The sequence below is a fragment of the Paracoccus sp. PAMC 22219 genome (genome assembly GCF_000787695.1).
GTDB lineage: Bacteria > Pseudomonadota > Alphaproteobacteria > Rhodobacterales > Rhodobacteraceae > Paracoccus.
The window spans coordinates 1-13,650 of the sequence record NZ_BBPH01000053.1 but is presented as its reverse complement, the minus strand read 5'-3'; the positions used below and the strand labels follow the sequence as shown (position 1 = coordinate 13,650).

General features: G+C 57.8%; 14 protein-coding genes and 1 pseudogene. 7 read left to right on the top strand and 8 right to left on the bottom strand.

Features of this window, described 5'->3' with window-relative positions; translation table 11 throughout:
* Window positions 1-542 (top strand): response regulator (locus TY51_RS07050; RefSeq protein WP_231558947.1); only part of this gene is annotated, 542 nt, incomplete at its 5' end.
* Between the two features lie 588 nt (window positions 543-1,130).
* Here the strand turns inward: TY51_RS07050 and TY51_RS07045 are convergent.
* Entirely contained in the window at window positions 1,131-2,099 is a 969-nt protein-coding gene (locus TY51_RS07045) for an epoxide hydrolase family protein (RefSeq protein ID WP_197054685.1), read from the bottom strand.
* Window positions 2,100-2,204: 105 nt separating this feature from the next.
* Between TY51_RS07045 and TY51_RS07040 the strand changes: the two genes are divergently transcribed.
* The 3 genes and pseudogenes from TY51_RS07040 to TY51_RS21795 form a co-directional block, all read left to right on the top strand.
* A complete protein-coding gene (locus tag TY51_RS07040; protein WP_042247600.1) occupies window positions 2,205-2,855 on the top strand; it encodes a TetR/AcrR family transcriptional regulator in 651 nt (216 codons plus the stop codon).
* A gap of 403 nt (window positions 2,856-3,258) precedes the next feature.
* Window positions 3,259-4,368, top strand: a complete 1,110-nt coding sequence (locus tag TY51_RS07035) for a sensor histidine kinase (protein ID WP_197054684.1) — start codon at window positions 3,259-3,261, stop codon at window positions 4,366-4,368.
* Window positions 4,369-4,791: 423 nt separating this feature from the next.
* Window positions 4,792-4,947 (top strand): annotated as a pseudogene (locus TY51_RS21795) (IS3 family transposase); the annotation flags it as partial.
* Window positions 4,948-5,039: 92 nt separating this feature from the next.
* Here the strand turns inward: TY51_RS21795 and TY51_RS07025 are convergent.
* Genes TY51_RS07025 through TY51_RS20185 form a run of 3 tightly spaced genes read right to left on the bottom strand, consistent with a single transcriptional unit; the run spans window position 5,040 to window position 7,126 of the window.
* On the bottom strand, window positions 5,040-6,104 hold the full coding sequence (locus tag TY51_RS07025) for a DUF3618 domain-containing protein (protein WP_042247597.1): 1,065 nt from the start codon (window positions 6,102-6,104) through the stop codon (window positions 5,040-5,042).
* Complete coding sequence (locus TY51_RS07020) at window positions 6,094-6,495, bottom strand: phage holin family protein (RefSeq protein WP_042247595.1); 402 nt, start codon at window positions 6,493-6,495, stop codon at window positions 6,094-6,096. The genes TY51_RS07025 and TY51_RS07020 overlap by 11 nt, the downstream gene beginning before the upstream one ends.
* Window positions 6,488-7,126 (bottom strand): hypothetical protein, encoded by a 639-nt coding sequence (locus TY51_RS20185; protein ID WP_052649899.1) that lies wholly within the window; start codon window positions 7,124-7,126, stop codon window positions 6,488-6,490. Before TY51_RS20185 ends, TY51_RS07020 begins: the two co-directional genes overlap by 8 nt.
* Before the next feature lie 1,096 nt (window positions 7,127-8,222).
* Between TY51_RS20185 and TY51_RS07010 the strand changes: the two genes are divergently transcribed.
* The 3 genes from TY51_RS07010 to TY51_RS07000 all read left to right on the top strand — a co-directional run bounded on the left by TY51_RS07010 (window position 8,223) and on the right by TY51_RS07000 (window position 10,698).
* A complete protein-coding gene (locus TY51_RS07010) occupies window positions 8,223-8,858 on the top strand; it encodes a recombinase family protein (protein WP_042247594.1) in 636 nt (211 codons plus the stop codon).
* Window positions 8,859-8,962: 104 nt separating this feature from the next.
* Entirely contained in the window at window positions 8,963-9,397 is a 435-nt protein-coding gene (locus tag TY51_RS07005) for a LexA family transcriptional regulator (RefSeq protein ID WP_127899570.1), read from the top strand.
* 11 nt (window positions 9,398-9,408) lie between these two features.
* A complete protein-coding gene (locus tag TY51_RS07000; RefSeq protein ID WP_042247593.1) occupies window positions 9,409-10,698 on the top strand; it encodes a Y-family DNA polymerase in 1,290 nt (429 codons plus the stop codon).
* A gap of 34 nt (window positions 10,699-10,732) precedes the next feature.
* Here the strand turns inward: TY51_RS07000 and TY51_RS21785 are convergent, their stop codons facing one another.
* The 4 genes from TY51_RS21785 to TY51_RS06990 form a co-directional block, all read right to left on the bottom strand.
* Window positions 10,733-11,251 (bottom strand): hypothetical protein, encoded by a 519-nt coding sequence (locus TY51_RS21785; protein ID WP_197054683.1) that lies wholly within the window; start codon window positions 11,249-11,251, stop codon window positions 10,733-10,735.
* 142 nt (window positions 11,252-11,393) lie between these two features.
* Entirely contained in the window at window positions 11,394-11,684 is a 291-nt protein-coding gene (locus TY51_RS21780; RefSeq protein ID WP_156117924.1) for a hypothetical protein, read from the bottom strand.
* Between the two features lie 708 nt (window positions 11,685-12,392).
* A complete protein-coding gene (locus TY51_RS06995) occupies window positions 12,393-12,818 on the bottom strand; it encodes a type II toxin-antitoxin system VapC family toxin (protein WP_042247591.1) in 426 nt (141 codons plus the stop codon).
* On the bottom strand, window positions 12,818-13,063 hold the full coding sequence (locus TY51_RS06990) for a type II toxin-antitoxin system VapB family antitoxin (protein WP_042247589.1): 246 nt from the start codon (window positions 13,061-13,063) through the stop codon (window positions 12,818-12,820). The genes TY51_RS06995 and TY51_RS06990 overlap by 1 nt, the downstream gene beginning before the upstream one ends.
* Window positions 13,064-13,650 lie beyond the last annotated feature (587 nt).

Here is a 13,650-nt window from a genome sequence, read left to right as displayed (position 1 = left end):
GCTTTGCCGCTCAATCGGAAGGCCAGCTCGCGTTGACCAGCGTGCCGGGAAAGGGAACCGAGGCAACGATCATGCTTCGGGCCGCGGAGGCCCCTGTAGTCCCTGAGGCCACACAGGCATTTACAGAAACAGCACCTACAACGCGGACCCCAGCCACTATCATGGCAGTGGACGACGACATTCTGGTCCTGATGAACACTCAAGCTTTACTTGAGGACATGGGGCATCGGGTCCTATCCGCACACAATGGAGAAGACGCTCTCCGCCTCCTGGACCAGAACAGCGATGTTGATCTTGTGATCACCGATCAAGCGATGCCCAGGATGACCGGCTTGCAGCTTGCAGAAGCCATTCAGGTTCGGCGGCCAAATCTGCCGATAATCCTTGCCACCGGATACGCAGAGCTCCCTGCGGATCATGCCAATATCGCGTTCAAGCTGGACAAGCCCTTCTTCCAGGCGGAGCTGGAGAAAGCCGTTGGCGATGCATTGGCATCAAGGGACGATCTAAACGTTATCCCCTTCAAGCTTCCTGCAATGTGATTACGATCAGCCGTCGGCATCTCGCCTACAGCGGGCGTGACTGCGCTGAACTGAGCTACTCCCCTATCCTTGGACAGTTTTCAGGGATAGTGGAGCTACTGCCGTTGTCTGCTGACTGCGCCGGGATCACGTCAAGCCGCTCGGATGTATTTACCCCGATCCAGGCTACCTCACCACAGCCGCAGGGGCATAGGATGCTGGCGGGCTCGATCACCCGTTCGACCCGGGGCAGGTGCGGCTGCGGCGGCACCAAACCGTGACAGGTCTATTTTGCCGCAACACAGCCGCCAGTGCGACGCCAAGGCATCGGCGCAAGTAGCCCAGAGCGGACGGTGTTCCAGTCTGAGCCGATGCTATTTTACCGTGCTCATGCCCCCGGACTGTTCCGCTTCGTCAGTGACCCCTATCGCAAACCCCTGAACGTCGCTCGCAGATCGTCGACGAGAGTTTGAGGACGTTCCATAGCTGCGAAATGACCGCCTCTGTCGTGCTCGGCGAAATGCACGAGGCGGATGAACCGCGCTTCTGCCCAACGACGCGAGAGGCGAACCTGCTCACCACGGAACATCGAGATGCCGGTCGCGGTCTTCATCGTATCTCGCGGCATGCCACCTGCCTCATGGCCTGCATCCCCTCCCAATAGAGCCGAGCCGAGCTGGGCCCTGCGTTTGGCAGCCAATAGAGCATGATGTCGTCGATCATCTCATCCAGCGAGAAGACACTTTCGGGATCGCCGCCGCTATCGGACACATCTTGAAACAGCGCATAGATCCAGGCCGCCAGGCCGACGGGCGTGTCCGCAAGAGCGAAAGCCACCGACTGCGGTCGTGTGCCTTGAAGCTTCATATAGGCGGAATATTCGGCGTCGTAACGGGCAGCGTCCGACAGCATCTGCCGTTCCTCGGCGTCAGCATTCGCGATCTCGGCCTGGCTGGGCTGGAACGGGACAAAATTGAGGTGGATACCGGCAAGCCCCGCAGGCGCCATGTGCCCAAGGATCATGGTCACCATCGCGCCCCAGTCTCCACCCTGTGCGCCCCATTTGTCATATCCGAGCCGCGCCATCAGGGTCGCCCATGCGGCCGCAATGCGCGCCGGGTTCCAGCCGGGCTCGGTGGGTTTGCCTGAAAAGCCGAAGCCGGGCATGGACGGAATGACAAGATGAAACGCGTCCCTTTCGGTTCCGCCGTGCGCCGTCGGGTTGACCAGTGGATCGATGACATGCCGGAACTCCAGGACCGAGCCCGGCCAGCCATGCGTCAGCAAAAGTGGCATCGCCTCTGGATGCGCCGAGCGGATATGCAGGAAGTGGATGTCGACGCCGTCGATCTGGGTGATGTGCTGGTCCCATCCGTTCAGCAGGGCCTCGCAGCGTCGCCAATCATAGCCGTCTTGCCAGCGCGCGACCAAGGCGCGCAGCTTTTCCAGCGGGGGACCTTGGCGGCCGTACTCGACGGGGCTTTGGTCGGGCCAACGAGAGCGGGACAGGCGGACATGAAGATCATTGAGATCGGCCTGAGGAATGTCGAGGATGAACGGTCTGGCAGCGTCGGACATGATGGGTGCTCTTGTGTGCGTGACCTGGGGGCATGTAGCATCGCACTACATAAACTAAACGGATACGTAAATTTTATTCGCTTAAGCCAGTAGGGTGACCTAGAAATGTTGCGCGAAAGAAAGCCTGCCAAGAGTCGCGGCGGTCGGCCCTCGCTTGAGCGCGCGGCCGATAATGATGCACGGATCCTGTCTGCCGCCGCGGCGCTCTTCATCGAACGCGGCGTGGACGCGACCAGCCTCGCGGCTGTCGCGACGGCGGCCGCGGTGAGCAAGCCGACACTCTATACACGCTATGCTGACAAGTCCGCGCTTTTCGTCGCGGTCATCCAGGCAAACGTCGCCGCCTCAATGCCGCCTATCAAAGGTTTTGCCTCAGAAGCATCACCGGAAGATCGGCTCCGCCAGGTGGGGCGGGCGGTGATCAATGGCGCCATGCAGCCGGTGCCATTGGGCCTCATGCGCCTCTATATCGCCGAAGCGCCCCGACATGGAGCCCTTGTCCGCCAGGTCGACCGCATGGGTCGCGAGGCTGCGCTTCAGACGATCTCACGCGCGATCGCCGACCCTGACGACACGGGCTCTCTGGATCCCGCGCGCGTCATCGCAGGGAACTTCCTCGACATGGTCTTCGTCCCCCACCAGATGCGCGCTCTGCTGGGAGACCCGCCCGACGATGCCGATTTGCTGCACCCGACGCTAGATGAGAGGATCGATACGGCAGTGGCATTTCTTAAGTCTGCCGGGCTTCTCGCCTGAGTAAGAACACTTAGAAGGCCTCTTGAAAAGCCACGTAGCTTGTGGCTTTCCATCCTTTGTTCGTGCGGCGCGACCCCCAGGGTGGCCATAGTATGGCCGTAGTGAATGGCCGAAAGGTCTCTCATTTCGCCCGCTCGCTTACCGCTATGATCTGTCTGCTATGCGGAACCTTACGGCCATTCGCTGCCAGCTCGGGATAACCTCATATCAGCGAATAAGCGGAGGTGCTCTGACGTAGAGCAGACACGGAAGAACAATGAAAAGAAAGCTATTCGCAGAAGGCGGTGTTATGCCCTGACGCATTGCGCTGGCGTATGAACTTCGCCATCCGCCACCTACTGTAACGCGCCTGTTCTTTGTAGAACGTAAAGCATGTCAGGCTAGGACGGAGAAAGGACAAGCTATGGACGACGATCACATGGCCGCCGCGGCTGTCGCAGCTGAAGAGGGCGGGAGTGCCGCCGAGGAGCTGGCCTATCGCCTCCGGCAGCAACTGCTCATCGCTGAGTACGGGCAGCATGCGCTAGGAGTCCATGACGTTTCAGAACTGCTTCAGGAAGCTACCAGGGTCTGCGCGCTCGGCCTCAACAGTGAGTTTTGCAAGGTGCTGGAATACCTGCCTGACGAGGAAAGGTTCATTGTCAGGGCAGGCGTTGGATGGAAGGCCGGTGTGGTGGGCCATGCACGGGTGGGTGCTGATGCGGCAAGTCCCGCCGGCTACGCGTTCCAGACCGGCAAACTCGTCATCTCCAACCACCTGGGGGAGGAAACTCGGTTTCGCACCCCTGCCATATTGGCAGAGCATGGAATCAAGCGGGCTATCAACGTGCTCATCCAAGGGAATGGAGAACGCTATGGCGTGCTGGAAGTGGATAGCCCCAATGTGGGGCGGTTCACCGAAGCCGATCTGGTGTTCATGCAGGGGTCTGCCAACCTACTCGGTGCGGCGCTTGAGCGGCAGAGGGTCGAAGAAGCCTTGCGGGCCAGCGAGACACGGTTGCAGGAGGCTTTGGCTTATCAAGAAATTCTGACGCATGAAATCAGCCACCGGGTCAAGAACAGCCTCGCCATGGTCGCAGGTTTGCTGAGAATGCAGAAGAACAAGGTGTCCGACCCGACTATGCATCAGATTCTGGACGACGCCCGCGGCCGCATCCTGATCATTGCGCAGATGCATGACCGGCTCTGGCGTGCAAACGAGGTCCACATGGTCGACCTTGCCCCGTTCATGGACGGGTTATGCGACCAGCTTGGCGCATCGGCCGCTCCGGGTCAGACGCTGAGCTGTGATTTTGCGCAAGTCACGCTGGCGACGGATCAGGCGGTGCCGCTGGCTTTGCTGGTAAACGAGTTGGTGACAAATGCGTTCAAGTACGCTTACCCGGAGGGAGGGGGCGACGTTCACATCACGATCCGACCCATTGAGCATGGCCAGCTAAGATTGATGGTCTGCGACCAAGGGCAAGGCCTGCCGCCGAATTTCGATGCGGCGAGTGCCACTAGCTTGGCATGACACTGATCGCCGGGATGACAAGTCAGCTGGGCGGTCGCTCGCAGTGGCAGGATACGAAACCGGGCACGTGCTATACGTTGGACTTCATTGCTCAGAAGAATCCTGGGCACCCGCATACCACGGACAAAGAAGATAGCGCGGTGCGGCGCGATTTCAATTTACACTAGAGGTTTTAGCGGGTCGGAAACAGTTCCCCGGCCATCGACATCATGTTGATTTGCTTGCCAAAAAGTGGGACTGACGCGTATCTGTCGGGTATAGAGGACCTGTTCTCGCTACTCGCGAATATGATGGGCACTCCAGCTGCCACGAGGTCGTCAGCCAATGGATAGACCATGCCGTCACCAATCCGGATGTTGAGGATACCCCCATCCGGCAAAGGGCCTTTCCGGAAAAGGACGTATCCGCCGGCTAATGTGGCTGTTGGACCAACAACCACCCCCCGCACGCTTCGCCCTGCACCTGACCACCGCAACCGCCCGACCCGCTGCACGCGATGAGGGTTCCGCGCGCCGGGCGATTGCTCAACCCGCGCCAACTGGCGTAAACCATTACCGGGCTCCGGTCGTAGTCGGATGAAAGATCAGTGGCAGGTCAACTCGATGGCTAAAGCCCCTGATAGAGATAGCCCCGCAAATGCGGGGCTATTTAGAGATGCTGACCCTGTCGCCTCAGACCGTCGACGGTCCTGATGATCCCGAAGTCTTCGCTATTCCAGCCGTGCCAGTAGTACCGGTCACTCCGGAAGCGGCGTTTGCTTGAGACAATTCGGAGCCGGAGGAGGCCGTTTTCGATTGGTCGTCGGTTAGCTCACCCTTGGCTGCGGCGACCACGTTGGACGCAGCGGACTTGGCCTCCTCGAGGCCCGCGGAAAATGCATCACCGAGGCGGCTCTTTTCCTCCTGGTAGACCGCTTCAGCCTCGTCGAACAACTGGTCGCGATAGTCACCCATCAACTCGTCCTCGCGCCGAGTGCCGGGCAGCAGTGCGCCCAAGGCCGCGCCGCCGAGCAATGCCAGTGCCCCGAACAGCAGCGGTTCATTGTCATAGCTGCGGGCAACCTGCCGGTTAGCCTTTGCCATCTGGCGGCTAGCCGCCTCGCTGGCATCCAAGGCCTTGTGCCGTGCTGTCTCAATGCGGCGACGGGCTTCCTCGCTCATGCCCTCGGTCCCTTCTCCAAGACGGTCCCGGAAATGGCGCGCGCTATCGCCCAAAGCGCTTGTGCCGTCGCTCACGCGGTCGCGCAGGTGGCTGGCGGTCTCTTTTGTCCTGTCCATCATGCTGTGCTCCTTGCTGGATCCAGAAGTCGGGCCGAAAGATTGGCCGGTCCTCGTCGGGCGGTGATCCGTCGCCCAATCTGGGGTAGGGTCCTGGGTCATCGCCCGGGGTGCCCGAGCTGCGACCGGCACTATGCGAGCCGCGGCCATGGCTGTGCCGTCGGTGCGACGATCAGCAGAGGATTGGCCAAAGCCGTGGACCGGGTCATGGCCGCGGCCGAAGATCATCCAGGCCAGCCCGATGCCGGTCAGGCCCAAGGCAACGGGATTGGCCCGAGCGGCAGCGCTGGCAGAGTCTGCCCAATCCGCGCCGTTCCGACGAACCGAGCTCGTCAGACGGCGTGACAGGCCGTCGAGCGACAGCTCGTCCTGCAGATCGTTCAGCGTGCGGCGCAGCGCGTCACGGTCCTTTTCGATTTCGCGTTCGATGTGGTCCGGGTTGTTTGCATCATGCGTCATGATAGGCTTCCTTCACCGCGTGCGCGTCGCGCTGGACATTTTCAACCGTGCGCGTCGGCATGAGGTTTTCAGGTTTGAGGTCGGCCATACCTTTGCGTAGCAATACATAGGCCAGGATCGCCAGGATCACCCCGACGATCACCGCACTCCAGATCGGGCCGAGATCGGTCTCTGCCAGAGCGGCGACTAACGCCACGGTCAGCACATTCAACGTGACGATGCCCAGAACGGCCGCGGCAACGATCATCCCAAGTCCGGCGCCGGCATGGCTCAGGTTCTGGCGCATCTCAGCCTTTGCGAGCGCGATCTCCTTGCGGACAAGATCACCCGAAAGGCGCAACGCTTCAGTTGCGAGCGAGGCGGGGTTTTGCGAACGGATTGGATCAGTCATGCGAAGCCCCGATATTGCGGTTGCCTGAAAGGGTCGGAGAGCTGGTCGAGACTGGGGGGGCTGTGCCGGCGCTCGTGCCCTGATCGGCGCCTTCAGGACTGCCGGCCGGCCGGTGAAGGCTGGCGGCGCCGGCAGGACTGACTGACGCGCGGTCCTGGGAAGGGGTCTGTCGGGTCATGCTAGAGGTGCCGTAGCTGCTGGTCCTGACCGGGTCCGGCGAGGTCGAGGTCGTGGACCCTGCCCGCAGGAAGCGAACGGCGGCAAAGCCCGCCAAGGCCGACAGGCCGAGGAAGGCGCCCGGCTGGCTGCGGGCGAAGCGACGCACGTCACCCAGCATCTGCGTAGGATCAGTCGAATTCAGGCTGTTGGCCAACCCGCTGACGCTGTCGGCAGCGCGGTCGAACATGACCGCGATGGTCGAGTCCGGATCGATCTCGGATTTGGCCTTGCGCAGGCCCTCGGCAACGCTCTCGGCGCGGTCCGCGACACCGGAACGGAAGTTCTGTTCGCGACGCGTGACTTCGTCTTTGACACTACCGGCCAGACGCGACGCTTGATCAGAAGCCTCGGATCTGATGCTGCTTTGTTCGGACGTATCAGTCTCCTTAACGTGCGGATCATTGATGGTCATCTGAGATCTCCCTTGTCTGGTTGCGGCGCGCATAATTGCTGCGCGCCGACAGGCGTATTGGGACGTTAACCAAACAAGGCTCGCCATGTTCCAGTAACCTTAATTAAGGCAGGAAGGTCTGGTACGAGATATAGTCCTGAGATGCGACGGTCCGTTCTTTTTTTATACCGCTCTCGAGGGTTCAAGAATCCTGTTTCTGAGGGTCGACAAGGCCATAAGGAAAACTTCTTTTAATCAGCCTAGGAGCTTTTGGTTCAGTACCTTACGGCGAAGAACACGAATGCGTATCTATCTAGAACTGTAGCGGGTGATCTTGCAAAGCTTGAAGGCCTGACATTTGAAGAAAACGGGTCACCAGCGGTGATGCGTTTTGCCAGGCATGCCTTAGCCTGGTGACCCGTGGTGACCTTGTAGAAATGTGGCAGAGTGATGAACGTAGTCATCAAATCTAGGCAAAGCGCGTCCGCCATGGCCGCTATTATTCACCGCAATGATGGCCGAAGTGTCACCTCAGGAATGTACGCTGCTCAAAAAGGAGATGCGTAGGAATAACCTGCCTCACGGGCGCTACGGCTAGATTCACTAACCGTTTCCTGCTCCCCGAGGTGCCGTAACTGCAACACGAGTACCGCAGGATGGTAGTCTACATTTTTGTTAGCGCATACCCAGGAAGGACAGGACAAACAGAACGACGACAACAAGGCCGACAATATAGATTATGGAGTTCATGGCGCTTTCCTTTATGCCCGCGTGGGACTGCTTTTTGCGTACGCTGCTCTTAAACGTAACATGGGTCAAACAGTGAAGGTAAGACGCAAGTTCCTTTCTGGACACCGTTTTTCAAGACAGGACCGTATCGAGAGATCAGATCTACGGGATCCCTTCTATGCATCAGTTATGTCAACGCCGCGGCTCGTTTTATAGTTAACCCACCACAAGAGCACCTTGTTACTGTCAGAAATACGGTCGGTTTTCTGGCGACCACCGTTGTATGAGGTCACAGGGCCGCCAAACGCCACTAATCCGCCAGAAAACCCATTGCGGAAATCAATGGCACCTTGCAGGGTATGCGCAGTCTTTTCTTGCGGGGTGCGCGGTGCTTATCGGCTACATGAGAGTCTCGAAATCGGACGGCACCCAAACGCTCAGCCCACAGCGCGACGCACTGTTAGCGGCGGGTGTCGATCCGGACCGGATTTATGAGGATCTGGCTTCTGGTCGCCTCGATGCCCGCCCCGGTCTGCTGGCCTGCCTCAAGTCACTCCAGCCGGGCAACACGTTGGTCATCTGGAAGCTGGATCGGCTTGGCCGCGATCTTCGTCACCTGGTCACGACCGCCGAAGCCTTGAGAGAGCGGGGCGTCGGCTTGAAGGTTCTGGCCGGTGCGGGCGCGCAGATCGACACGACGACCGCCAACGGCAGGCTCGCGTTCGGCATCTTCGCGGCATTTGCAGAGTTTGAGCGGGAGCTGATCGTAGAGCGGACGCAAGCAGGGATCGCCGCCGCCCGTGCGCGTGGACGGCTTGGAGGCCGCCCGCGTAAGATGGATCGAACGACCTTGAGCATGGCAATGACAGCCATGTCCGACCGCAACGCTGTTGCCAAAGAGGTCGCGCGCCGCCTCGGGATCACGACCACCACCCTCTATGCCTACGTCAACGGGGACGGCAGCCCGAAGGCCGCAGGGCAGGCTTTGCTTGATGGCATCCCCCTGCAACAGGCTCGCAACTAAGTTGGTCGCAGCTTGGGCACCCGTTTCACCTAAATCAGTTAGCGGCTTGACGCCGCAGGGGGGGTTCGGGTTATGGCTGGTGTTCCCGTATTGTTCTTATAGTCATGACCCTGCACCTCAGTCCTATCAAGATCACGCTCGTAGACCGGCATGTGCCCCTGGCATCCATGCCGGTTCCGGCCGGTTTTCCGTCACCCGCCGCGGATGACCTTGAGGATACGATCGACCCGATCAAGTGGGTGGTACGGCATGAGCATGCCACGTTCTGGTGGCGCGTGTCGGGCGACAGTCTGGAGGCAGAGGGCATCCTGGACGGCGACCTGATCGCTGTGGATCGTGCTGGCAAGCGCCGCCATGGCCGCATCGTCGTCGCGGTGGTCGATGGCGCGATTACCGTCAAGAAGCTCGCCAAGCGCGATGGTGTCTGGTTTCTCGATCCGCGCGCCCGTGCGGATGGCTATGCCACAATCCCGGTCACGGAGACGACCGAGATATGGGGGGTTGTCGCCGGCGTCGTGCGCCGCCTGCCCATAGAATAAGGGCAGGCCCGGTGGAGCAATCCGACCGCCCCATTGCGCTGATCGACTGCAACAACTTCTACGTCAGCTGCGAACGCGTGTTTGATATGTCGTTGCGCGGCATCCCTGTCATTGTCCTGTCGAACAATGACGGCTGCGCCGTCGCCCGCAGCGATGAAGCCAAGGCCCTTGGGATCAAGATGGGCGATCCGGTTTTCAAGATCCGTGACCTGATGAAGCGGCATGGGGTAAAGGCGCTGTCCTCGAACTACACGCTTTACGGCGACCTCAGCCGCCGCGTGGTCGAGGTCCTGCACAGCTATTCCCCTCGCCTCGACGTCTATTCGATAGACGAGACGTTCGTTGACCTCGCAGGCTTCGGGGATCGCATGGAAGCCCATGCCGCCCAAATGAGGGATGCGGTCAGAACCGAGACGGGCATTCCGACCTGCGTGGGCATCGCGCCCACCAAGACGCTTGCCAAGCTGGCGAACTATGCCGCCAAGAAGAACCCGCTTTTTTCTGGGGTCTGCAATCTCATGGACCAGGACGTCCGGGACTATGTGATGCGCCGCATTCCCATCGGAGAAATTTGGGGCGTTGGGTCAGCGACAGAGGCCAAGCTGAAGGCCCAGGGGATCAACTCTGCCGCCGAGCTGCGCGACCTGCCTTTGGCCCTTGGCCGCAAGATCGGCACGGTTGTCCTAGAACGCCTGGTGGCCGAGCTGCGCGGTGTGTCCTGCGTTGATTTTGAGGACGTGCCCCCGCAGCGCAAGGGCATGGCCGTCACTCGCTCCGCGGGCACGCCCATGACCAGCTTCGACACGCTGGCCCAAGCTATCAGCGCCCACGCCACCCGGGCGGCCGAGAAGCTGCGCCAGCACGGCTTGGTGGCGGGCACGATGACGGTTTTCTACCACACCAACCCGCACAAGCCCGACAGACCGCGCCATTCGTTCTCGCGCAGCATCCGCCTGCGACCCATGTCCAACCATACGTTCGACCTGGTGGATGCCGCCGTGGCGGCTGCGCGGAGGGGCTGGAAGGGTGATCCGTCAGGGAATGGCTACGGCTATACCAAGGCCGGGATCATCCTCGATGACCTGTTGGCCGAGGCTGACCAGCCTGCCATGCTGTTTCCACCGGATCGACCTCGCGACGCGCGCCTGACGGATGCGCTTGATGCGATCAATGATCGCTTCGGCAAGAAGACGATGGTGCTGGCGCGTGAGGGGGTCAGTCGATCTTGGGCGACGAAGGCAGATCACCGATCGCCACGCTACACAACAAGGATAAGTGAGCTTCCGACACTAAAGGTATAAAGAAGCAGTCACACCATGAGAACTGGGTAAAATTCTAACTCGAAAAAACACATGAGTAGTCTTCATCGTAATCGGGCCAAGTCGGCTTGAAGGGAGAAATACAGGTGAAAACTCTTCCTAGTGTCAAAGACTTAGGATATGAAAAACTTCCACCACTAATTACGGCTTGTCTAGCTGGAATATCGCTATCGCAGCTGTTGATTGCGGTGTCTTCAAAGCAATACGCGATGTGAATCGTTTCATCACAGGCATTTTCCTTTTTCCAATAATCGTTGTCATCAATGGCACCTGCAAGACAGCTAATCCGTGCTTCTTTTCGAAGGCGTGCGCCCTCTAAAGAATAAGGGTTCTCGTAAGGATTTGTAGACTGAATCACACCTGCGTTGTTATCTACCCCATATTGTTCATCGGTTCCGCCTGCTGCAGCAATAATGGCGATAGCTGCTAGCTGTGTGAAACCTTCTTTGTCTTCTTCTGTGAGTTCCTCGCAACCACAGATTAAAAAGGTAGTGCAAGTCATAATTTTTATGACGTTATATGTCCATGGCATCATTTGCTGTACCTACCTCCCAATAAAAAACTGAACATTTATAATGCCGTAGGTAAATATGCAAGTTTAATGCCTATTGGGAATAATGCAGGATAATATTGGTATTTAATTTAAAGAATCGCCCATTAAATTATTAATTTTCAATCTAATCGTCTAATATATTTTCTTTCTTTTCGTAGTAAGCAGTTGCAGCGCATGTCCACCAGGTATCTGACTGGGAACATCCATCAACCACCACATTCTGGACATCAGCCCCCCATGGCGAAGCAGCGAAGTGCGCAGCACTAATCGCAGCATTCTTCGCAGCAGCCATAGCATCTGCTTCAGATGAATTAGACATTGCTGTAGCTGCAACTACATCTGCCCATCCGGCAGAGGGAAAAAAAATGATCGCAGAATGAGCTAGAACAAACACAAAGTACGGCGATATGCTCATTATTGCACCATGTAATTAAACGAATCTAGTGTACCACACTTTTCAAGTTTTGCTATCATTGGTTAGAACGCTTTTGTGTCATCAAGTTTGGTGGGGCTAGTAACCGTCTTCGCTAAATAAGATGTACATAACAAACTTGCATGCAGTATGTGCGCATAAATCTGCAGTACTAAGTCTTGTGCTGTGCATGTAATTGTATGTTATAAATTAGGCTCTTGGGGCTTATAAAGTAAATCAATGATCTTCTAAACATGAAAAATTGAGCGGTAGCTTCTGAACGGCCGTTTGGATGCTTGCTGGATTTTGCATGGTTCTGCTCTTCTCCTTTAACTGATCCGGGCGTCCCATTCGGGCCGCGCTCTAGGCTTGGCCGGCAAGGGCCGGCCTGCGCCCCGAGCCTATGCCCCTGCCCTTCCTTTGCGCCTGGTCCTGCCCGCTTGTCTCGTTCCGAGCCTGCCCGTGCAGGGGCGCAATAGTCAGGTCAGCGGCATAGTCTCAGCCGCGCGTAGGGAGAGGGCTTCTAATTCTTGGATGCATCTATCATATGACCCACCCGATTTCAGGAAATCACTTCGCAAACGCTGATAAAAACCAAGCCACTTGGGAAGGTCGCTAAGGGGGTACGTCCCTGACCAATACTTGCCGGTCATCGTGAACATGGTTTCAGTGTGAGTGACTTTCATAGGGCCGTTCTAGTCTCTAGTTGCGTCAAGCAAGATCTGTCTGTGAAAAGTCGCTGCCCTTGTAGAGCAAAGGGACATGATGCGACTTCGCGCAGGCGTACGACAGCGCATCTCCCATGTTAAGCTGTGCCGGATGCCCGACGAGCTTTCCATAGGTGCCAAGCGCCTCGATGGCTGCGCGGCCCATGTTGGACGAAATCATCATTTCCTGCGCCTGGATGGCGTCGAGCAGGTCGTTGACCAGATCGGAAGCGATCTGGAAGTCTTCAGTTGTCGCCGGGCCCGCGCTTCGCGCGTCCCGCCGCGTTCTGGCAAGGGCAAGCGTAGCCTCCAAGCGAACGATAGGGGAAATGCGGAGCTTTCCCCGCGCCGCCTCCATCGCCTTCATCAGCCCTGGCGCTTCGGGTTCACTCTTTAGGACAGCTACAAGCGCACTTGCGTCGATGAACATCAGTCTTCACCCCACATCGCATCCATGAAAGCCTTATCATCCCGGCCATCAGCCGCTATGCCAGAAGCCGCTGCGCGGCTCTGGATCGCGGCGATCCGGTCAGCCAAGCTTTCTTTTGCGGAAAGTGCAGAAATTTGTGCAGCAAGTGCCTGACGGACTGCTTCGCTCTTGTTCTTAACCCCTGTTATCGCGCAATATTTCGCAACGAGGTCGTCAATTTCATCGCCTTTGATAAGGATGGTCATGGCTCTATCCTTTGCTGTATATCCGTATATACTTTAAAGGATATACCTCTGCAAGAAGCTCTGCATGGGATCGAACTGATGGAAGGACGTTAAGTCCCTATAATTCTGTAGCTTTAAGGATCTAGGTGCCAAACTGCACCCGCACTCTCGACTATATTGGCAAAGACATTGGAACTGATCTTTGCAGTTTTTCGATCTACAGATATTGGGAAAAGGTTAGGTTCAATTAAGCTTACTAGGAATATTAAGATGAAATATTGTTGTCCATTTTGCTCTACAAGATCAGACGTCTTATCCTGCTGTTCCGTTTGTGGAACGGTCCTATTGGAGAAATGTCAAAAGTCTAAAGATACAAGTCATAGCTCCAGCGGTGGCTTTTGGATGACCGTTCTCATCATCGTTGCGCTTGGCCTGTTGATGCAGGTTTCTGCTCTTTTTCTGTAGTTGATCCGGGCGTCCCCTTCGGGCCGCGTCCCCGGTTCCGGCCGGCAAGACCGGCCTCCACCCGAGCTGGTCGGGGCGATGCGCCCGGCTGCGCTGCACGGTTGAATGTCTCTCCGAGCCATCCCCCCGCACACCGGTCCTGG